Consider the following 20,387-nt stretch of genomic DNA (forward strand, 5'->3'; position numbering starts at 1 on the left):
TATATAATGAGTCGGACATTTATTAAGAAGGAAGGGGTTGTACTGACAACCCTGGCCCGTTACCTGCTCGGTGAAAAGTGTGGTAACCGTTTGAAAACCATTGATGAACTGGCGAGCGAATGCCGCTCGTCGGTGGGATTAACGCAGGCCGCGCTAAAAACACTGGAATCGTCAGGCGCGATCCGTATTGAGCGTCGTGGGCGTAATGGTAGTTACCTGGTAGAGATGGATAACCGCACGCTGTTGACGCATGTGGATATCAATACTGTGGTCTGTGCGATGCCGCTACCCTACACCCGTTTATATGAAGGGCTGGCGAGTGGGCTTAAGGCACAGTTTGATGGGATCCCGTTTTATTACGCACACATGCGTGGGGCCGATATTCGCGTGGAATGCCTGCTAAACGGCGTTTACGACATGGCGGTGGTTTCTCGCCTGGCTGCGGAAAGTTATCTTGCCCAGGACGGGCTGCGCATCACGTTGGCGCTGGGGCCGCATACCTACGTCGGCGAACATCAACTGATTTGTCGCAAAGGCGAATGTGCCGCGGTAAAACGGGTCGGGCTCGATAATCGCTCGGCGGATCAGAAAATCATGACCGAGGCCTGTTTTGGCGATCGTGACGTTGAACTGATCGATATGCCTTACCACGAGAGTTTGCAGCGCATCGCGAAAGGAGATGTCGATGCGGTGATCTGGAACGTGGTAGCAGAGGCCGAATTGGCGGTACTGGGATTAGAAGCCACGCCGCTCACCAACGATCCGCGATTTCTACAGGCCACGGAGGCGGTGGTGCTGACCCGGGCAGAGGATTATCCGATGCAACAGTTACTGCGGGCGGTTGTTAATAAAGAGGCACTGCTCGCCCACCAACAACGTGTGGCGAACGGTGAACAGGAACCCAGTTATTAAGTGAAGGCGAACGACATGGAAAACAGGTTGAACCTGCTGTGTGAAGCAGGTGTTATCGACAAGGATATTTGCAGCGGCATGCTGCAGGTCGTCAGGCGGCTGGACGAAGAATGGCGTTTGCCGATTCACAGCGAGCAAGGAACCATGGCGATGACGCATATGGCGAGTGCGCTCATGCGCAGTCGCCAGGGCGAGGTGATTGAAGCGCTGGATGGTGAGCTGCTGGAGGAACTGGCGCAATCTCATCTCTGGCCGACTATTTTACTGGTCCATCAGGCATTGCTGAAAGAATTCACGGTGACGCTACATGTGAATGAAGAAGGCTACATGCTGGCGAACTTGTATGGATTGTGGATGGCGGCACACGAAGATGTCTGAAATCAATGGGGAAATAGCGTATTGCATCCTAAATATTCAAAAAAATGAATATTTAGCTGAAGGATTAGAAACGAGGCAGAGAAATGTTTATAGACGCATTGAAACGCCAGAACCCCGCGCTAATCTCCGCCGCTGTCGCGCTGTGGCAGCAGGGAAAGATCGCGCCTGACAGTTGGGTTATTGATGTTGACCAGGTTATTGATAATGGCAAACGCCTGCTGGACGTCGCCAGGCAGTATGGCATCTCGCTGTACCTGATGACTAAACAGGTTGGACGCAATCCATGGCTGGCGGAGAAACTATTGCAGCTTGGCTATGAAGGCATCGTGGTTGTCGATTACAAGGAGAGTCGCGTCATGCGCCGTGCCGGGTTGCCGGTGGCGCATCAGGGACATCTGGTGCAGATCCCTTCGCGACAGGTCAATCAGGCTGTCGCACAAGGAACCGAGGTCATTACGTTGTTTTCGCTGGAGAAAGCGCGCGAAGTTTCGGCGGCGGCGGTGAAGGCCGGTTGCCAGCAAAACGTGATGCTGAAGGTGTATGACAAGGATGATTTTCTCTATCCGGGGCAAGAAAGCGGCTTTCCGCTGATATATCTGACGGATGTGGTCAATGAAATCCGCAGACTGCCGGGCCTGCGCCTGAGCGGCCTCACCCATTTCCCGTGCCTGTTATGGGATGAAAACTCCGCGCAGACGATGCCGACGCCTAATCTGCACACGCTGGTGAGTGCCCGGCGTCAGTTGGCCCAAGCCGGAATTACTATTGATCAGCTTAATGCGCCGTCAGCCAGTAGCTGCACATCATTACCCCTACTGGCGGAATATGGCGTCACTCACGCCGAGCCGGGTCATGCGCTGACAGGCACCATCCCTGCCAATCAAAAGGGCGACCAGCCTGAACGTATTGCGATGCTGTGGCTGAGCGAGGTCTCGCACACGTTTCGCGGGGACAGTTATTGCTACGGCGGGGGCTATTACCGTCGCGGTCATGCGCAAAACGCACTGGTCTTTACGCCGGAAAATGACGCCCCCATAGCCGCGAAGCTAAAACCCGTTGACGACAGCAGTATCGATTACTACCTGCCCGTAGCCGGTGAGTTTCCGGTGAGCAGCGCAGTGATCTTCTGTTTTCGCACCCAGATTTTCGTGACGCGCAGCGACGTGGTGTTGGTGTCGGGTATCCAGCGTGGCGTGGCTGAAATCGTCGCGCGTTATGACAGTCTCGGCAATATTCTGGAGGACTAATGGCCCGATTCGTGGTGTTGGTAATCGACAGTTTTGGCGTCGGCGCAATGAAAGACGTTGCGCGGGTTAGACCTCAGGATGCCGGGGCGAATACCTGTGGACATATCCTGAGTGAATTCCCGCAGTTACGACTACCTACGCTGGAAAAATTGGGATTGATTAACGCGTTGGGTTATACGCCAGGCGTGATGAATCCTTCGGAATCGGCAGTCTGGGGCGTTGCACAGTTGCAGCATGAAGGTGGCGATACCTTTATGGGGCATCAGGAAATTTTAGGCACACGGCCTCAGGCGCCGCTGCGGATGCCATTTAACGACGTCATCGATGGCGTTGAGCAAGCGCTGAAATTGGCGGGCTGGCAGGTGGAACGCCGTGGTAGCGAGCTGGCGTTTCTGTGGGTCAACGATGCGGTTGCGGTGGGCGATAACCTCGAGGCTGATTTAGGTCAGGTCTACAACGTCACTGCCAACCTGTCCGCCATTGCGTTTGATGAGGTGCTAAAGATTGGCCGCATAGTGCGTGAACAGGTTCAGGTCGGGCGCGTCATAACCTTTGGCGGCCAGCTTGCGAACAGCCAGCGCATTCTGGATGCCGCCGAAACGATGGAAGGGCGCTTTGTTGGCATTAATGCCCCACGTTCTGGCGCGTATGAAAACGGCTTTCAGGTCAGGCATATGGGCTTTGGCGTAGATGAGCAGGTACAAGTACCGCAAAAACTGCATGACGCCGGGATCCCTACCGTGCTGGTCGGTAAAGTGGCGGATATCGTTGGCAATCCGCACGGGCGCAACTGGCAAAACCTGGTGGATAGCCAGCAGATCATGGATATCACCCTTAACGAATTTAACGCTGAGTCGACGGTATTTATCTGTACCAACATTCAGGAAACCGATCTTGCCGGGCACGCTGAAGACGTCGCGCGGTATGCCGAACGATTACAGCTTGTCGATCTTAATCTTTCGCGCCTTCTGGCTGCCATGGATCCCAATGACTGTCTGGTGGTCATGGCCGATCACGGCAACGATCCGACCATTGGGCACAGCCATCATACCCGGGAAGTTGTGCCAGTTCTGGTGTATCAACAGGGCCTGGAGCCTGCGCAATTAGGCATCCGGGCGACGTTATCCGATGTTGGCGCGACGGTGTGCGAGTTTTTTGGCGCGCAGCGACCGCAAAACGGCAGCTCTTTTCTTTCGGCTTTACGGCTTTCAGGAGACACCTTATGAATTTTGATCCGACGGGCTACACCTGGGTCCACGAGCATCTGCATATCGATCTCTCCGGGTTCAAGAATAACCTCGACTGCCGGTTAGATCAGTACGATCTCATCTGTCAGGAGATGAAGGATCTCCGGACGTCAGGCGTCAGCAACATTATTGAGATGACCAACCGCTATATGGGACGTAATCCGCAATTCATGCTCTCACTGATGCGTGATACCGGAATTAACGTTATGGCCTGTACAGGCTATTACCAGGATGCGTTTTTCCCTGAACATGTCGCAACCTGCAGCGTAGAACAGCTCGCGCAGGAGATGGTCGATGAGATTGTCGTCGGTATTGATGGCACTGAATTGAAAGCCGGAATTATCGCGGAAATCGGCTCCAGCGAAGGGGTAATTACGCCGCTTGAAGAGAAGGTGTTTATCGCTGCAGCGCGGGCACATCGCGAAACCGGACGCCCTATCTCGACCCATACCTCTTTTAGCACGATGGGGTTGGAACAGCTGGCTCTGCTGAAGGCGCACGGCGTTGACCTTTCCCGTGTGACCGTGGGTCATTGTGATTTGAAAGATAACCTCGACAACATCTATCGCATGATTGATCTCGGCGCGTATGTGCAGTTCGATACCATCGGTAAAAACAACTATTACCCGGATGAGAAACGCATCGCCATGCTGCATGCGATACGCGATCGCGGACTGCTTAGCCACGTCATGCTCTCTATGGACATTACCCGCCGCTCGCATTTAAAAGCCAATGGCGGTAATGGCTACGACTACCTGTTAACCACCTTTATCCCACAGCTGCGCCAGTCAGGATTCAGTCAGGCCGATGTGGACACGATGTTACATGATAACCCTTCAAAATTTTTCCAATAAGGACAGAATCATGAAAAAGATTGGCGTTGCTGGCTTACAGCGTGAGCAGATTAAAAAAACTATCGAAACTGCCGCTCCGGGCTGTTTTGAAGTCTCCATTCATAACGATATGGAGGCGGCAATGAAGGTGAAATCCGGACAGTTGGATTACTACATCGGTGCGTGTAACACCGGCGCGGGGGCTGCGCTGTCGATTGCCATCGCGGTGATTGGCTACAACAAAAGCTGCACTATCGCCAAGCCGGGTATTAAGGCGAAAGACGAACAGATCGCAAAAATGGTCGCGGAAGGGAAAGTGGCATTTGGTCTCTCCGTCGAACATGTTGAACATGCGATTCCGATGCTGGTTAACCATCTGAAATAAAAGGCATGACTATGGATCTGTATATTCAGATTGTGGTGGTGGCCTGCCTGACCGGCATGACGTCACTTCTGGCGCATCGTTCGGCGGCTGTCTTTCATGACGGCATCCGTCCGATTCTGCCGCAGCTGATCGAGGGGTACATGAATCGCCGCGAGGCGGGAAGTATCGCGTTTGGTCTGAGTATTGGCTTTGTCGCGTCGGTTGGGATCTCCTTTACTCTGAAAACCGGCTTACTTAACGCCTGGCTGCTGTTCCTGCCGACGGATATTCTCGGCGTGCTGGCAATGAACAGCCTGTTGGCGTTCGGTCTGGGTGCTATCTGGGGCGTACTGATTCTGACCTGCCTGCTGCCGGTGAACCATCTGCTCACAGCGTTGCCGGTTGATGTACTGGGTAGCCTTGGCGAGCTGAGTTCTCCGGTCGTTTCCGCATTCGCACTTTTCCCGCTGGTCGCGATTTTCTACCAGTTTGGCTGGAAACACAGCATTATCGCGGCGGTGGTGGTGCTGATGACCCGCGTCGTGGTGGTGCGTTACTTCCCGCATCTGAACCCGGAATCGATTGAGATTTTTGTGGGGATGATGATGCTGCTGGTGATTGCCATTACGCATGATATTCGCCACCGTGGCGATGAAGAGATGGATGGCAGCGGGCTATCGGTCTTTGAAGAACGAACCTCGCGGATTATTAAAAACCTGCCGTACATCGCGATTGTCGGTGCACTGATTGCCGCCGTCGCCAGTATGAAGATTTTCGCTGGTAGCGAAGTTTCAATTTTTACGCTGGAAAAAGCCTATTCGGCGGGGATTACGCCGGAGCAATCGCAGACGCTGGTTAACCAGGCGGCGCTGGCAGAATTTATGCGTGGGTTGGGTTTTGTGCCGTTGATTGCCACCACCGCGCTGGCAACCGGTGTATACGCGGTAGCGGGCTTCACCTTTGTTTATTCCGTTGGCTATCTGGCTCCGAACCCGTGGATAGCGGCAATCCTTGGCGCTATCGTGATTTCCGCAGAAGTGCTGCTGCTACGCTCAATTGGCAAATGGCTGGGGCGTTATCCATCAGTGCGTAACGCGTCGGACAATATTCGTAATGCGATGAATATGCTGATGGAAATGGCGCTGTTGGTAGGCTCGATTTTTGCCGCCATCAAGATGGCTGGCTACACCGGTTTCTCGATTGCGGTGGCGATCTACTTCCTCAACGAATCGATAGGGCGTCCGGTTCAGAAGATGGCAGCCCCGGTCGTGGCAGTAATGATCACCGGTATTGTGCTGAATATTCTCTACTGGTTTGGTCTGTTTGTTCCGGCCTGAGGAGGTGTAAAACATGAAGACGTTCCCTCTGCAAAGCCTGACGATTGCGCAGGCACAGCAGAAGCAGTTTGCGTTGGTGGATGTGATCTGCCGTCACTTTCCGGGTGCTGATTTTCTGTCCGGCGGAGATTTGGGACTGGCTCCGGGGCTGAATCAGCCCCGGGTCACGCAGCGTGTGGAAAAGGTGTTGGCCGAGGCTTTTCATGCTGAGGCCGCTGCCTTGGTCCAGGGCGCAGGCACCGGGGCTATTCGCGCCGGGCTGGCTGCACTCCTCAAACCTGGGCAGCGACTGCTGGTTCACGACGCGCCTGTGTATCCGACAACACAGGTGATCATCGAGCAGATGGGCATCACCCTGGTCAGGGCTGATTTCAACTGCCCCTCGGCAATCATGCGGGCTATTACGCAGTATCGCCCTGACGCCGCGCTGGTACAGCATACGCGGCAGCAACCGCAGGACCGTTACGTTTTAGCGGATGTGTTGGCGGAAATAACGCAATGCGGTGTACCGACGTTAACCGATGATAACTACGCGGTGATGAAAGTAGACGGAATTGGTTGTGAACGAGGGGCGACGCTGTCCACCTTTTCCTGCTTTAAGCTCTTCGGTCCGGAAGGCGTAGGGGCGGTTGTCGGCAAGGCGGAGGTTATCGCTAAAATCCGTACCAGCCTCTATTCCGGTGGCAGCCAGATCCAGGGGGGGCAAGCACTGGAAGTGCTGCGTGGCCTGGTTTTCGCCCCTGTAATGCATGCGGTACAGGCTGGGGTAACTGAACGGCTGCTAACGATGCTCAATAGCGGAGTGCTACCCGAGGTGAAACAGGCTGTTATTGCCAATGCCCAGTCGAAGGTGCTGATCGTGGAGTTTCACCAGCCGATTGCCGCCCGCGTGCTGAAGGTGGCGCAAGAAAGAGGCGCGCTACCGTACCCGGTGGGAGCTGAGTCGAAGTATGAGATCCCGCCGCTGTTCTATCGCCTTTCCGGGACATTTCGTGAAGCAAATCCGTCGTTGGGTGATTATGCGATTCGCATTAATCCAAATCGCAGTGGAGAAGAGACCGTACTACGTATTTTGCGCGAGAGCGTGAATGCGATGATGTGTGAATGAGTATCTAATCTATAAATGGAAAAACCGGGGAGTTCCCGGTTTTTTTGTATCTGCGCAATCGCTTCTATTACTGATCTGCAGCCGGGCCGCAACCACCAATAATTTTAGAAATTGAAATAGCCGGATGCAGTAAGTAATCGTAGCTACAGTTATTTTTTTTGTTTTCGATATGACCAGTACATGCAGTCAGCGTAGCCAGTACACCTGCCACGATGGTGATTTTTGCAAATTTAAACATGATAAAATCCTTGTAAGATATCTGTTTTTTAAATGGATGAAATCCATTTCTCGTCGATTAAGATATCAACTAAGGAAAATTTTAAATAGTCCGAATAAGGACATAGTAATGTTTGTGTGGAATATATTTTTAATGGATTAAAATACTATGAAATGTATCTGTAATTAATGAAATGATGAATGCTATGAATGATATATTGTGTAGATTAAATATTGATTCTTATGAATCATAAATAGATGCCCTGATATTAAGGGCATCTATTTAACGTTCAATTAATGGTTTGAGAACCAGTTGAGTTTATCACGCAGTCCAACCACGCGACCGACAATAATCAGCGCCGGACTTTCAACCTGTTGTGCCAGCTCACCGAGCTGCGTCAGTACCCCGTTGACGACGCGTTGCTTCACGGAAGTCCCGTTTTCTACCAGCGCGACAGTCATATCAGGCTGCATGCCAAACTCGATCAATTTTTCCTGGATGGTTGCGGCCTGGTTCAGTCCCATATAGAACACCAGCGTCTGTTTTTCGGCTGCAAGGTTTTCCCAGTCCAGCTCTCCGCCGGTTTTCAGGTGTCCGGTGACCAGACGTACACTCTGGGCGTAATCACGATGGGTCAGCGGAATGCCGGAATAGGCAGAACAACCGGATGCTGCGGTAATCCCTGGCACAACGGAGAATGGAATACCGGCGTGGCACAAGGTTTCCAGCTCTTCACCGCCGCGGCCAAAGATGAACGGGTCGCCACCTTTCAGTCGCACGACGCGTTTGCCCTGTTGCGCCTCACGCAGCAGGATCTGGTTAATCTCGTCCTGCGGGACGCAGTGGTAGCCCGCGCGTTTACCGACAAACACCCGGTCAGCATCGCGGCGTACGAGATTCATGATGTCGTCGGAAACCAGACGGTCATAAACCACGACATCCGCTTGCTGGATCTGCTGTAACCCTTTCAGTGTCAATAGCCCGGCATCGCCAGGACCGGCGCCAACCAGCACCACTTCACCACGATGGTCCAGCGGTTCGCTGAGCAACTGCTCGGTGGTTTCCTCGACGGCCTTCTGATCGCTGTTCGCCAGCGACTGTGCCAGTCGGTCATTAACGAACAATTTTTCCCAGAAGCGGCGACGTTCACCCATACTGGCAAATTGTTTTTTCACCCGGGAACGCAACTTGCCTGCATACTGCGCGACCTGACCCAGATGCTGAGGCAGTAAGGATTCGAGTCTTTCACGCAGCAGACGGGCAAGCACCGGCGATGTACCGCCGGAGGAAACCGCCACCATCAGCGGCGAGCGATCGATAATGGAGGGCATGATAAAACTGGCTGCTTTTGGCGCATCGACCACGTTACAGAAGATGCGGCGTGACTCCGCAGCAGTACTGACGCTTTGGTTGACGGCGTCGTCATCGGTGGCGGCAATAGCCAGCCAGCAGGTGTCGAGCAGGGACTCATCGAACGGTCCCTCAACCAGCGTCAGCATGCCTTCATCTGCCCATACGGTAAACTGCGGAATAAACGCCAGCGCATTAACCGTTAAACGGGCGCCCGCTTCCAGCAGTAACCGCGCTTTGCGTTCTGCGACATCACCACCGCCGACGATCAGGCAGTCGCGGTCACGTAGTTGACAAAATATAGGCAAATGGTCCACGACATTACCCCTTAATTAATTATTAGCAGCCGCCTCTGGCTGGTTGATTTTTGCCGGAGCCGGACGCTCCGATTTTGGCGTAGCATACCAATAACCCAATCCCATGAATACGACACCGGACAAAGTATTACCGAGTGTCACCCACAGCAAGTTATGACCAATTCCTGACAAGGTATACGCCTCGCTGTGATGACCGAACCAGGAGAGGGCAAACAGTGTCATGTTGGCAACCGAGTGCTCATAGCCGGAAGCGATAAATGCCAGCAAACACCACCAGATTGCGAGGAACTTTGCCGTACCTTCGGTACGGATTGCCATCCAGATAGCCAGACAAACCAACCAGTTACACAGCGCGCCTTTAAAGAAAAGCACCGTTGCAGGCGCGGTGGTTTTTGCCAGTGCAACCGTATGTACAATGCTGGTATCGACCGGCAGCAGGCTACCGCCACCCCAACTGTACAGCAGGGCGACAAACACGGAACCCACCAGATTTCCCAGCCAGGTTTGCGGCAAAATGGCCCACATCTGACCGTGGCTGATGGTGCCCGCTTTTACGCCAAGTGTCAGGAACATTGTATGGCCTGTGAACAGTTCGGAACCGGCAATAATCACCAACGTCAATGCAATACCAAAGGTTGCACCCATCACCAGCGGACGCACAGACGGGTCAAGCAGATTACCGAGCGTAAAAATAAGGATGATGCCAAGGCCAACATAGGCTCCTGCCATGGCGGAGCTGACCCAGAATCCGAGTGGGTTATTAGCCGACAGGCGTGCGATGCGCGCAGCATTGGCCGCACACTTATTGATAGTGTCAGTAAACATTTGATTATCCTTTTCTCACTTCATCCTTTGCACTGCCTCTTTGTTGGCTGCCCTCGCTCACCCCAGTCACATAGTGAACTATGCTCCTGGGGGATTGCTCAGTTGCCGCCGCGATGCAGCACAAATGATTTGGTGATAACAATTACAATGAAAAAAATACAAAAAAGGGGAGGCGTTGCGCCTCCCAAAAATTAATTAACCGCGCAGTTGTACCGTGCCGTCTTTCACGCGGGCTTCGTAATGTTTCACGGAGAACTGTTCGTCTTCCATGCACAGTCCGTCGCTTAAACGAAAGCGCTGTTTTTTCAGCGGGCTGGCGACCCACAATTCGCCCTGATGCTCCGCAATCAGCCCACGAGACAACACGCTCGACTCAAAAAACGGGTCAATGTTGCTGATCGCATACACCTGGTCGCTGTGATATGGGCGGAAAATCGCAACCTGCTCGCTACCTAACAGGGCGCAGACGCCTGTTGCAGGCAGAATGTCATCGATTTTGCAGATGTTTTTCCACTGGCTCATGCGTTTTCCTCCACCAGAGTGACCGGGATACGCTCGTATGGCGTGGCCGGACGATGTTGTTCACGTTCAGGCACAACCTGGACATTCGGATCGCGTTGATCGCTGTTGATAAAGTGTTTGAAGCGAACCTGTGCGGATGGGGTGTTAACAGTCTCCGTCCACTCGCAGACCACCGCCTCACGCAGACGGGCCATCTCTTCTTCCAGGTGCTGGTTCAGACCCAGTTTGTCGTCGATGATGACTGATTTCAGATACTCGATACCGCCTTCCAGATTGTCTAACCATGGCGCGGTACGGGTCAGTTTATCGGCGGTACGGATATAGAACATCATGAAACGGTCAAGGTACTTGAGCAGCGTTTCGCGATCGATATCCGCTGCCAGCAGATCCGCATGGCGAGGTTTCATCCCACCGTTACCGCAAACGTACAGATTCCAGCCTTTCTCAGTGGCGATAATACCCACGTCTTTGCCCTGAGCTTCCGCACATTCGCGGGTACAGCCGGAGACGCCGAATTTCATTTTGTGCGGGGTACGAATACCTTTGTAGCGATTTTCCAGTTCCACGCCGAAGCCGACGCTATCGCCGACGCCATAACGACACCAGGTGCTACCGACGCAGGTTTTCGCCATACGCAGTGCTTTGGCGTACGCATGGCCGGTTTCAAAGCCCGCTTCAATCAGCTGGCGCCAGATTTCCGGCAGGTCATCTTTCTGCGCGCCGAACAGGCCGATACGCTGAGAACCGGTGATTTTGGTGTACAGGTTAAATTTACGCGCGATACGACCCACGGCAACCAGGCCTTCCGGCGTAATTTCACCGCCCGCAGAGCGCGGGATCACGGAGTAGGTACCGTCTTTCTGGATGTTTGCCAGGAAGTTGTCGTTGGTGTCCTGCAGCGGTGTGTGCTGTGGTTTGAGGATGTACTCATTCCAGCAGGACGCCAGCAGGGAACCTACGGTCGGTTTGCACACTTCACAGCCGTAGCCTTTCCCGTGTTTTGCCAGCAGTTCTTCGAAGGTTTTAATACCTTCTACACGGATCAGATGGAACAGTTCCTGACGTGAGTACGGGAAATGCTCACACAGATTGTTGTTAACTTCGATCCCCTGTTTCGCCAGTTCGGCGTTCAGAACCTGCGTTACCAGCGGGATACACCCGCCGCAGCCGGTACCGGCTTTGGTTTCTGCTTTAAGCGCCGCCACGGTGTGGCAGCCTTTGTTGATAGCGGCAACCAGCATGCCTTTAGTGACATCAAAGCAGGAGCAAATCTGCGCGCTGTCCGGCAGTTTATCCACGCCGATAGACGGCTTACCACTGCCTGCGTGTGCTGGCAGAATCAGTGAATCCGGATTTTCTGGCAGTTCGATGGCGTTCAGCACCAGTTGCAGCAAATTGCCGTAATCGCTGGTGTCGCCCACCAGAACCGCGCCGAGCAGGGTTTTGTTATCTTCGCTAACGATGAGGCGTTTGTAGACTTCTTTGCTTTCGTCGAGATAGACGTAGCTACGGGCGCCCGGCGTGCGCGCATGCGCATCGCCAATCCCGCCAACATCTACGCCGAGGAGCTTCAGCTTGGCGCTCAGATCCGCGCCTTCAAAGGCGTTTTCGGTTTCGAGAATATGGTCAACGGCAACCTGCGCCATTTTGTAGCCTGGGGCCACCAGACCATACACGCGGTTGTTCCAGCTGGCGCATTCGCCGATGGCGTAGATATCCGGGTCAGAGGTCTGGCAAGAATCGTTAATCACGATCCCGCCGCGCGGCGCGACGTCCAGGCCGCACTGAATCGCCAGTTTGTCGCGTGGGCGAATACCGGTGGAGAAGACGATGAAATCGACTTCCAGTTCGCTACCATCGGCAAAACGCATGGTTTTGCGTGCTTCGGTGCCTTCCTGAACGATCTCTTTGGTATTTTTGCTGGTGTGCACACGCACGCCCATGCTTTCAATTTTGCGACGTAACTGCTCGCCACCCATATGATCCAGCTGTTCAGCCATCAGCATCGGGGCGAATTCAATGACGTGAGTTTCAACGCCGAGGTTTTTCAGAGCGCCAGCGGCTTCCAGACCCAGCAGGCCACCACCGACGACGGCGCCGCGCTTACTACGACGCGCGCAAGACTCAATAGCGTTGAGGTCTTCAATGGTCCGGTAAACGAAACAGTCCTGGGTTTCCGAACCTTTAATCGGTGGGATCCACGGGTAAGAGCCCGTCGCCATGATCAGCTTATCGTAATAGACCGTACGACCTGCGCTGGAGTGGATCACCTTCTCCTGGCGGTTGATAGTAATTGCGCGCTCGCCCACTAACACCTTAACGCCGTGCTTCTCGTAGAATCCTTCACGCACCAGAGAAAGCTCTTCGGCGGTGTGGTGGGAGAAGTAGGAAGACAGGTGTACACGGTCGTACGCTTTGCGGGGTTCTTCACAGAAGACGGTAATATCAAAATTGGCAGCGTCGGATTTATCAAGAAGATCCTCAATAAAGCGATGGCCGACCATACCATTACCGATAATAGCGAGTCTGACTTTGCTCATTTTTGCCTCGATTTCTTTTCTATTACCGCCTACCTTAACGATTCAGCAACCCCGCTTATTGATGCAAATCAAATTCGCCTTTATATACTCCTTAAGAGGTATATGGCTGATTTAACTGCATTTTTATAAGTTACGGAATTAACTGGCTTTTCGTGTTTGTATAAAAAGCATACAAATTAAAGGGCTTTTGTAAGAGTTGGCCTACATGACCAGCGAAAGGAAGAGGGGGCGAGAATGTGCCGGACAGCGCAGATACTATCCGGCGTTGAGATTAATGCGTGACTGGCGCGTTATGCTGGCGATGACGCGTGACGAACCCAAGAATAAAGCACATCACGAATACAACAGCATACAAACCGTTAGCCGTCTGCAATGCCGCCAGCGGGCCGCTGTGCGCCACAATAGGACCGGTGACCACGAAGGTGAGCATTGTACCGATGGTGCCACAGGTCAGAACGAAGTTAACCAGTTTTGGTGAGGCGACCTTCGTCTGCTGTGAGCCGAGGGTAATAATGGTGGTATAAATCGCGCTGGAGAAGAAGCCCAGCGTCAGGATGAACCACGGCATATGTTCCGGCGTACCGGTGATGAACAGATACATCAGAACGGTGGCCAGACCTGCCAGTACAGTCAGGATGCGCTGCAGATCGAAGAATCGCAGGATAAAGCTAAATGCCCACATACCAACCATGTAAGACATCCAGAAATCGCTGACCAGTTTACCCGCATCGTTCAGGCTCATTCCCAGACTTTTGGCGTATTCCGGTACCCAGGAGATAAAGCCCAACTGACCGAGGATGTAACATAGCGCGGCGATCGCCAGGAACAGCACGCCAATACCCCATTTTTCTTTCACTACCGGGGCGTCCGGTTGTTGCGCGTGTTTACCCAGCGCCGGGAATTCGCAGCCAAAGGTCAGCAGGAAAATGGCGACGTAGACCAAGCCGATGCAGGCATAGACCCAATACCATTCAATACTGCGTGCTAACAGATACGCTGCTACCATCGGGAAAATCATCCCCGCCATGCTGAAGAATGAGTCAGTAAACAGCAGGCGGGAACCGCGCTGGCGACCTTCGTACATCTGGGTCACCAGGAATGTACCAATCGACATGGTGATACCACTCACCACACCCAGTACAAACATGGCAGCAGAGAACAAGGCCAGGCTATGGCTGAGCATCAGTCCGGCGACAGCCAGGACCATCAGGATAAAGCCAAAGCGCAACTGAGTTTTCAGTGGCACAATTTCCATCAACCATGCATTCAGAAAGATAGAGATCAGAATGCCTGCATTCAGGAAGGTGAAGGTATTACTCATACTGGAAACGGGCAAATGGAAATAGTCTGCGATGTTTCCCATCACCATCCCGGTGACAATTACCAACGCACCTGTCAGGGCGTAGGAGAGAAAGCTAATCCATGTGAGCTTGATGCGATTGCTGTTAGTCATGACTGGCCTGTATAGAAGTGTAAGGCGCATTGACTGCGCCGTGAGCGGGCAGATTTTAGGCGATTCTGTGATGTATTTAAATATTTATTGGTAATGACTTTATTTATTACATTTTTGTATGTGATATGAATCACATTGAGTAATGCGGCAGTAAGGTTACATTTGTTTCAGGTACGTAAAATTAGGTAAAGGGATGGCCTTGTCCTTGAAGGCTCTTTAGAATCAATTCACTTGCTTCATTTCTGCTCTTGTTAAGGAATTCTCATGCTCAAATCGACTCTGGCGGCTGTTGCAGCTGTTCTCGCCCTTTCTGCTCTCTCTCCCGCAGCACTGGCAGCAAAAGGGGACCCGCATGTCCTGCTGACAACTTCTGCCGGTAACATTGAGCTGGAGCTGAACAGTCAGAAAGCCCCGGTTTCAGTGCAAAACTTTGTCGATTATGTCAACAGTGGTTTCTATAACAACACCACGTTCCACCGTGTGATCCCTGGTTTTATGGTGCAGGGCGGTGGTTTTACCGAGCAGATGCAGCAGAAGAAACCTAACCCGCCAATCAAGAATGAAGCCGATAACGGACTGCGTAACACCCGTGGCACGATTGCCATGGCGCGTACTGCGGATAAAGACAGCGCGACCAGCCAGTTCTTTATCAACATTGCAGACAACGCTTTCCTCGATCACGGCCAGCGCGACTTTGGCTACGCTGTTTTCGGTAAAGTTGTGAAAGGGATGGATGTCGCGGATAAGATCTCTCAGGTTCAGACCCATGATGTGGGTCCTTACCAGAATGTTCCGTCAAAACCGATTGTTATCCTGTCTGCCAAAGTCCTGCCGTAATCGTATTTTGCGCGGGCAATGCTTGCCCGCGTTCTCTCGCTTCTCTGCGTAACCCGAAATTGCTGCTTATACTTGTGGCAAGTGTCGGCTCATTCAGGGAGGTCACGTGAAAAAACTCACCGATAAACAAAAGTCCAGGGTCTGGGAACAACGGCGAAATGCCAATTTCCAGGCCAGTCGGCGGCTGGAAGGCGTGGATATTCCACAGGTTACCCTGAGCGCTGAAGACGCGCTGGCGCGTCTTGAAGCGTTGAGGAGGCACTATGAGCGATAAATTCGGTGATGGACGTGACCCCTACTTGTATCCGGGCCTGAATGTCATGCGTAACCGCCTGGGTATTCACCAGGCGCAGCGTCTGGCGCAGGCCGCTTATGAGTTGACGGCGCTGCGCGCAGCCACTATCGAATTGGGCCCGCTTAAACGGGGTTTGCCGCATCTGTGCGCTATTCATCGCCAACTCTATCAGGATATTTTTGACTGGGCGGGACATCTGCGAGAAGTCGATATTTACCAGGGTGATACCCGCTTTTGCCATTTCGCTTATATCGAGAAAGAGGGCAATGCGCTGATGCAGGACCTGGAAGACGAGTCCTGGCTGATGGGGTTATCGGAAGACAAGTTTGTCGACCGACTTGCGCACTACTATTGTGAAATCAACGTACTGCATCCGTTTCGTATTGGCAGCGGTCTGGCGCAGCGTATTTTCTTCGAACAGTTAGCGATTCATGCCGGGTATATGTTGAGCTGGGATGGCATCCAGGTTGAAGAATGGAACCGGGCTAATCAGGGCGGGGCGATGGGTGACCTGTCTGCACTGCGGGTGATATTTCGTAAAATGGTAAGCGTAGTCCCGGAAACTGAGTAGAATAGCGCGGTTCTTATGTACCGGAGCCGCCATGATTCTGCTTATCGATAACTATGATTCATTTACCTGGAACCTGTATCAATACTTCTGTGAACTGGGGGCTGATGTCCTTGTCAGGCGCAACGACGAGCTGACGCTGTCGCAAATCGATGTGCTGAATCCGCAAAAAATTGTCATTTCCCCGGGACCTTGCACGCCGGATGACGCCGGTATTTCGCTGGATGTTATTCGCTATTTCGCGGGGAAGATCCCTCTGCTGGGGGTTTGTCTGGGGCACCAGGCGATGGCGCAGGCCTTTGGCGCGTCCGTGGTGCGGGCGGCTAAAGTGATGCACGGTAAAACGTCGCCTATTTCGCATAACGAGCAGGGGGTTTTTCAGGGACTCGCCAATCCATTAACGGTAACGCGCTACCATTCTCTGGTGGTCGCTCCCGAAACCCTTCCTGACTGCTTTGAGGTGACCGCCTGGAGTGAAACGCAGGAGATCATGGGTATTCGTCACCGGGAGTGGGATATGGAGGGGGTGCAGTTTCACCCGGAGAGCATTCTCAGCGAACAGGGGCATCAGCTGCTGGCTAATTTTCTCAACCGGTGATTTGTGGTTGCTATTCAGTGATTTTTTATTCATATTTTGTGATTATAATTTCACTAGCATTTCTGCTTAACAGGGTGGTAATGACATGGCAACTGAACAAACTGCAATTACACGCGCGACATTCGATGAAGTGATTCTGCCGATTTATGCACCGGCTGAGTTTATCCCGGTAAAAGGGAAAGGGAGTCGAGTGTGGGATCAACAGGGTAAAGAGTATGTTGATTTCGCAGGCGGTATTGCAGTTACCGCGTTAGGGCATTGCCATCCGGCGCTGGTTGAGGCGTTAACCACCCAGGGCGAAACCCTGTGGCATACCAGCAATGTTTTCACCAACGAACCGGCGTTACGCTTAGGCCGTAAACTCATTGATGCGACCTTCGCCGAGCGCGTACTGTTCATGAACTCCGGTACCGAAGCTAACGAAACCGCCTTTAAGCTGGCGCGCCACTATGCCTGCGTGCGCCATAGCCCGTTCAAAACCAAGATTATTGCCTTCCACAACGCGTTTCACGGTCGTTCGCTGTTTACCGTATCCGTCGGCGGGCAACCGAAATATTCCGACGGCTTTGGACCCAAACCGGCGGATATTATCCATGTACCGTTTAACGATCTCCATGCAGTCAAAGCGGTAATGGATGATCACACCTGCGCGGTGGTGATCGAGCCTATTCAGGGTGAGGGGGGCGTGACTGCGGCAACGCCGGCATTCCTGCAAGGCTTGCGTGAACTCTGTGATCAGCATCAGGCGCTGTTGGTATTTGATGAAGTACAGAGCGGGATGGGGCGTACCGGGTCACTGTTTGCCTATATGCACTACGGCGTGACGCCGGATATCCTGACCAGTGCCAAGGCGCTCGGTGGCGGCTTCCCGGTGAGTGCGGTACTGACTACCCAGGAGATTGCCTCGGCGTTCCACGTGGGCTCGCATGGTTCCACTTACGGCGGTAATCCGCTGGCCTGTGCGGTTGCGGGAGCTGCGTTTGATATCATCAACACGCCGGAAGTGCTGGAAGGTATTCAGGCCAAACGCCAGGCATTTGTTCAACATTTGCAGAAGATTGACCAACAGTTCGACATTTTTAGCGACATTCGCGGGATGGGATTGCTGATCGGCGCCGAACTGAAGCCGCAGTTTAAAGGCCGGGCGCGTGATTTCTTGTACGCCGCGGCGAATGAAGGCGTGATGGTACTGAACGCCGGACCAGACGTGATGCGTTTCGCGCCGTCGCTGGTGGTGGAGCAGGCCGATATTGATGAAGGGATGCAGCGCTTCGCGCAGGCCGTTGCGAAAGTGGTGGCTTGACGATCTTAGGCCGGATAAGCGTAGCGCATCTGGCAGTAGAGCTTAACCCTTCATATCTCGCAACCGGCGGCTCAGCCAGATCCCGTGATGCGGTCGCTGACGCCATGCTACCGACGAAATGGTATGCATGGTGTTCAGATGCCCTAATATCCGCTGTAGATGCTGCTCAAGGGTACTTAAAGGCCCGTGGGACAGCATCTCTGGCGCCTCGAGAATATTTACATCGCCGGAGCTTCCAGGGCCGTCATATTCCAGCCGTTGCTGACAGCGCTGGATCGCAATTTCACAGGACTCCAGATACCGCTGCGCCAAATCCGGCGTCAGCATCGTATGTTCCCTTGCCAGCGTGGTCATCGCGTTGATGTGTTCGACGATGAACTGGCTATGCGTAACCCACAGTTTCATGTCCGCCAGATAGTGCGAGTTGAATCCTGGCTCCTGCATCGCCTGGTTAAGTGAGTTGAACAACGTGTTATGCGCCTGGTTGACCCGCATGCGTTGATACGCCAGCGGTGTGGCCTGCGGATCGTTGCTAAGGATCAGGCGGATGGCTTCCTGATCGGCTTCTAACGCATCGTGGGCGTTTTTACGCAGCAGGCCGCTCTGCCACTGCGGCCATAGCCAGAGCATCCCGCCAAAGGCGATTAGGCAACCAGTGACCGTATCGATAAACCGCGGCACGATAAACTGTTCCCCGTTCAGTGTCAGCAACTGCAGGGTGTATACCGCGGTGACCGTAAAGCCGACGGTAGCCCAGCCGTAGTTTTTACGGATGGTCAGATAACTCACCAGGGTTATCAGCAGCATGCCTGCCAGCGTGTAACTCTCCTGAATATGAAAGTGCAGTGTGACGCCAGCGATCACCAGGCCAACGAGCGTCCCTACTGAACGGTGTAAAATACGTACCCGGGTCGCCCCGTAGCCATTTTGCGTGACGAACAGGATTGTCATCAAAATCCAGTAGGGTTTTGGCAGATGTAAAGCGCTGCCCATCAGGCTGGCAATGCTCAACATTACGCTGATGCGTCCGGCATTACGCAGCGCTGGGGATTTCAACGACATATAGCTTTTCAGTGCGGGGATAAGCGGCAACCGACGCTGCTTGTCAGCCATTAAATCCCGGGCATACAGTGGGCGCTGGGTGCGTAGCACGCGGGCAATACGGCTGAAGTGCCAGTAACAAAATTGTCCTACCGGATTGTCCGGATGTTGGTTGGCAATTTTCTCCAGCGTGCCAATTTGTTTATCCATTGAAAAACGTGTTGGCAAGCGGTGATACAAAATGTCATCGGCCAGAACGCGAAGGCGTTCGGCGACGGTGCGCGCGTTCCAGCGGATCACCTGTTCGGCGTGGCTACGTTCGACCAGCTTTTGCACCTCTTCCGGCTGGTGGAGGCTGACGGAAATATGTTCCTGTAAATCGAGCGCCTCCTGAAAGGCACGTAGCAGGCGCTTATAATCGTTGTTGCGATGTGCCGACAGCATATGCATTTGCTGATAGCACTGGGTAATCAAATCTACCGCTTTTTGTTGGCGCACAAGCAGGGGGGGTAGCGCTTTTTCCGGATCGGCATGCTGAGTCAGGAGGCTGTATTTGGCCTCACAGTAATCGGCTAATTCACGATACAACAAGCTGAGCGACTCACGCAGCGGCTGCTCACGCCACATCCAGAACCAGAACCAGTTGAACAGGCCGTACCACAATGTACCCAGCGCGTAGATCAGCAGTGGCTCCCAGACGGGCATGTTCCCGGCCAGGCTGAGCGTGAAAATTGCCGCGATAAGCGAGGCAGGTAGTAGTCGTGCATGCAGAGGGCCTAATTCAGCGGTTACACCAAGAATCAGCGTCAGGCCAGTGAGGATCAGCGGCAGCGGTATAGTCTGTGCCAGCAGTATCTGCATGATCAGACTGCATCCGGCAAACAAAGACGCACCAATCACTAAGCGTTTGAAAAAGCGCTTATGCGGGGTATCAAGACCGGCAATATTGCAGCAGGCAGGGACGAGGGAGAAGAGGAGCCCCAGATGAAGCTGCCCGATGATCAGACCGACGGCCACAGGTAAACATAGCACCAGCGTCTGTCGTAGTGCGTAGTTGATCTCAGGGTGATATATCAGTCTTCGCCACATCGGTGC

20 protein-coding genes are annotated in these 20,387 nt (G+C 53.3%); 13 read left to right on the forward strand and 7 right to left on the reverse strand.

What is annotated here, in order from left to right; translation table 11 throughout:
- Positions 1–6 precede the first annotated feature (6 nt).
- The 8 genes from yhfZ to On2M_RS01695 all read left to right on the forward strand — a co-directional run bounded on the left by yhfZ (position 7) and on the right by On2M_RS01695 (position 7,426).
- Positions 7–912, forward strand: a complete 906-nt coding sequence (gene yhfZ / locus On2M_RS01660; protein ID WP_151216844.1) for a GntR family transcriptional regulator YhfZ — start codon at positions 7–9, stop codon at positions 910–912.
- Between the two features lie 15 nt (positions 913–927).
- Positions 928–1,290: a PRD domain-containing protein gene (locus On2M_RS01665; RefSeq protein ID WP_151216843.1), complete on the forward strand. Its 363-nt coding sequence runs from the start codon at positions 928–930 to the stop codon at positions 1,288–1,290.
- Between the two features lie 83 nt (positions 1,291–1,373).
- Entirely contained in the window at positions 1,374–2,537 is a 1,164-nt protein-coding gene (locus tag On2M_RS01670) for a YhfX family PLP-dependent enzyme (protein ID WP_151216842.1), read from the forward strand.
- Entirely contained in the window at positions 2,537–3,763 is a 1,227-nt protein-coding gene (locus On2M_RS01675; RefSeq protein WP_210904207.1) for a phosphopentomutase, read from the forward strand. Before On2M_RS01670 ends, On2M_RS01675 begins: the two co-directional genes overlap by 1 nt.
- Positions 3,760–4,638 carry a phosphotriesterase-related protein gene (locus On2M_RS01680; RefSeq protein ID WP_151224122.1) on the forward strand — a complete coding sequence of 293 codons (879 nt, stop codon included), beginning with the start codon at positions 3,760–3,762 and terminating at the stop codon, positions 4,636–4,638. The genes On2M_RS01675 and On2M_RS01680 overlap by 4 nt, the downstream gene beginning before the upstream one ends.
- Before the next feature lie 10 nt (positions 4,639–4,648).
- On the forward strand, positions 4,649–5,002 hold the full coding sequence (locus On2M_RS01685) for a DUF2620 domain-containing protein (protein ID WP_187253785.1): 354 nt from the start codon (positions 4,649–4,651) through the stop codon (positions 5,000–5,002).
- Positions 5,003–5,013: 11 nt separating this feature from the next.
- Positions 5,014–6,318 carry a YhfT family protein gene (locus On2M_RS01690; protein WP_151216839.1) on the forward strand — a complete coding sequence of 435 codons (1,305 nt, stop codon included), beginning with the start codon at positions 5,014–5,016 and terminating at the stop codon, positions 6,316–6,318.
- Between the two features lie 13 nt (positions 6,319–6,331).
- Positions 6,332–7,426 (forward strand): aminotransferase class I/II-fold pyridoxal phosphate-dependent enzyme, encoded by a 1,095-nt coding sequence (locus On2M_RS01695; protein ID WP_151224121.1) that lies wholly within the window; start codon positions 6,332–6,334, stop codon positions 7,424–7,426.
- 67 nt (positions 7,427–7,493) lie between these two features.
- Here the strand turns inward: On2M_RS01695 and On2M_RS01700 are convergent, their stop codons facing one another.
- From On2M_RS01700 to tsgA, 6 genes are all read right to left on the reverse strand, one after another.
- On the reverse strand, positions 7,494–7,664 hold the full coding sequence (locus tag On2M_RS01700; RefSeq protein ID WP_187253783.1) for a YhfL family protein: 171 nt from the start codon (positions 7,662–7,664) through the stop codon (positions 7,494–7,496).
- 272 nt (positions 7,665–7,936) lie between these two features.
- The gene (gene cysG, locus On2M_RS01705) at positions 7,937–9,310 is read right to left on the reverse strand and encodes a siroheme synthase CysG (RefSeq protein WP_151216837.1); all 1,374 of its coding nucleotides are present in this window, start codon (positions 9,308–9,310) and stop codon (positions 7,937–7,939) included.
- A 15-nt stretch (positions 9,311–9,325) separates the two neighbouring features.
- Positions 9,326–10,135 carry a nitrite transporter NirC gene (gene nirC / locus On2M_RS01710; protein WP_151216836.1) on the reverse strand — a complete coding sequence of 270 codons (810 nt, stop codon included), beginning with the start codon at positions 10,133–10,135 and terminating at the stop codon, positions 9,326–9,328.
- A 195-nt stretch (positions 10,136–10,330) separates the two neighbouring features.
- Positions 10,331–10,657, reverse strand: coding sequence for a nitrite reductase small subunit NirD (gene nirD, locus On2M_RS01715; RefSeq protein ID WP_151216835.1), 327 nt, complete (start codon positions 10,655–10,657; stop codon positions 10,331–10,333).
- Positions 10,654–13,197, reverse strand: coding sequence for a nitrite reductase large subunit NirB (gene nirB / locus On2M_RS01720; protein WP_210904208.1), 2,544 nt, complete (start codon positions 13,195–13,197; stop codon positions 10,654–10,656). Before nirB ends, nirD begins: the two co-directional genes overlap by 4 nt.
- Before the next feature lie 271 nt (positions 13,198–13,468).
- Positions 13,469–14,650: an MFS transporter TsgA gene (gene tsgA / locus On2M_RS01725; RefSeq protein ID WP_151216833.1), complete on the reverse strand. Its 1,182-nt coding sequence runs from the start codon at positions 14,648–14,650 to the stop codon at positions 13,469–13,471.
- Positions 14,651–14,914: 264 nt separating this feature from the next.
- Here tsgA and ppiA point away from each other — a divergent pair, with 264 nt between their 5' ends.
- The 5 genes from ppiA (at position 14,915) to On2M_RS01750 (ending at position 18,251) form a co-directional block, all read left to right on the forward strand.
- Positions 14,915–15,487 carry a peptidylprolyl isomerase A gene (gene ppiA / locus On2M_RS01730; RefSeq protein WP_003023595.1) on the forward strand — a complete coding sequence of 191 codons (573 nt, stop codon included), beginning with the start codon at positions 14,915–14,917 and terminating at the stop codon, positions 15,485–15,487.
- Positions 15,488–15,593: 106 nt separating this feature from the next.
- Positions 15,594–15,761, forward strand: coding sequence for a YhfG family protein (locus On2M_RS01735; protein ID WP_151216832.1), 168 nt, complete (start codon positions 15,594–15,596; stop codon positions 15,759–15,761).
- Entirely contained in the window at positions 15,751–16,353 is a 603-nt protein-coding gene (locus On2M_RS01740; RefSeq protein ID WP_210904209.1) for a putative adenosine monophosphate-protein transferase Fic, read from the forward strand. Before On2M_RS01735 ends, On2M_RS01740 begins: the two co-directional genes overlap by 11 nt.
- Before the next feature lie 31 nt (positions 16,354–16,384).
- Positions 16,385–16,948, forward strand: a complete 564-nt coding sequence (gene pabA, locus On2M_RS01745) for an aminodeoxychorismate synthase component 2 (RefSeq protein ID WP_210904210.1) — start codon at positions 16,385–16,387, stop codon at positions 16,946–16,948.
- 85 nt (positions 16,949–17,033) lie between these two features.
- A complete protein-coding gene (locus On2M_RS01750; protein ID WP_187253778.1) occupies positions 17,034–18,251 on the forward strand; it encodes an aspartate aminotransferase family protein in 1,218 nt (405 codons plus the stop codon).
- A gap of 42 nt (positions 18,252–18,293) precedes the next feature.
- Here the strand turns inward: On2M_RS01750 and On2M_RS01755 are convergent, their stop codons facing one another.
- Positions 18,294–20,381 (reverse strand): YccS/YhfK family putative transporter, encoded by a 2,088-nt coding sequence (locus On2M_RS01755; RefSeq protein WP_151217209.1) that lies wholly within the window; start codon positions 20,379–20,381, stop codon positions 18,294–18,296.
- Positions 20,382–20,387: the final 6 nt, after the last annotated feature.

The organism is Citrobacter sp. On2M (assembly GCF_018035235.1).
GTDB classification, from domain to species: domain Bacteria; phylum Pseudomonadota; class Gammaproteobacteria; order Enterobacterales; family Enterobacteriaceae; genus Citrobacter; species Citrobacter meridianamericanus.

Bases quoted from the DNA above. Each gene is read 5' to 3' on its own strand.
- On2M_RS01690 (WP_151216839.1), top strand. From the start codon at position 5,014: ATGGATCTGTATATTCAGATTGTGGTGGTGGCCTGCCTGACCGGCATG.
- On2M_RS01665 (WP_151216843.1), top strand. From the start codon at position 928: ATGGAAAACAGGTTGAACCTGCTGTGTGAAGCAGGTGTTATCGACAAG.
- tsgA (WP_151216833.1), bottom strand. From the start codon at position 14,650: ATGACTAACAGCAATCGCATCAAGCTCACATGGATTAGCTTTCTCTCC.
- On2M_RS01755 (WP_151217209.1), bottom strand. From the start codon at position 20,381: ATGTGGCGAAGACTGATATATCACCCTGAGATCAACTACGCACTACGA.
- nirD (WP_151216835.1), bottom strand. From the start codon at position 10,657: ATGAGCCAGTGGAAAAACATCTGCAAAATCGATGACATTCTGCCTGCA.
- On2M_RS01695 (WP_151224121.1), top strand. From the start codon at position 6,332: ATGAAGACGTTCCCTCTGCAAAGCCTGACGATTGCGCAGGCACAGCAG.
- On2M_RS01680 (WP_151224122.1), top strand. From the start codon at position 3,760: ATGAATTTTGATCCGACGGGCTACACCTGGGTCCACGAGCATCTGCAT.
- On2M_RS01740 (WP_210904209.1), top strand. From the start codon at position 15,751: ATGAGCGATAAATTCGGTGATGGACGTGACCCCTACTTGTATCCGGGC.
- pabA (WP_210904210.1), top strand. From the start codon at position 16,385: ATGATTCTGCTTATCGATAACTATGATTCATTTACCTGGAACCTGTAT.
- On2M_RS01670 (WP_151216842.1), top strand. From the start codon at position 1,374: ATGTTTATAGACGCATTGAAACGCCAGAACCCCGCGCTAATCTCCGCC.
- On2M_RS01700 (WP_187253783.1), bottom strand. From the start codon at position 7,664: ATGTTTAAATTTGCAAAAATCACCATCGTGGCAGGTGTACTGGCTACG.
- On2M_RS01675 (WP_210904207.1), top strand. From the start codon at position 2,537: ATGGCCCGATTCGTGGTGTTGGTAATCGACAGTTTTGGCGTCGGCGCA.
- ppiA (WP_003023595.1), top strand. From the start codon at position 14,915: ATGCTCAAATCGACTCTGGCGGCTGTTGCAGCTGTTCTCGCCCTTTCT.
- nirC (WP_151216836.1), bottom strand. From the start codon at position 10,135: ATGTTTACTGACACTATCAATAAGTGTGCGGCCAATGCTGCGCGCATC.
- yhfZ (WP_151216844.1), top strand. From the start codon at position 7: ATGAGTCGGACATTTATTAAGAAGGAAGGGGTTGTACTGACAACCCTG.
- On2M_RS01750 (WP_187253778.1), top strand. From the start codon at position 17,034: ATGGCAACTGAACAAACTGCAATTACACGCGCGACATTCGATGAAGTG.
- On2M_RS01685 (WP_187253785.1), top strand. From the start codon at position 4,649: ATGAAAAAGATTGGCGTTGCTGGCTTACAGCGTGAGCAGATTAAAAAA.
- nirB (WP_210904208.1), bottom strand. From the start codon at position 13,197: ATGAGCAAAGTCAGACTCGCTATTATCGGTAATGGTATGGTCGGCCAT.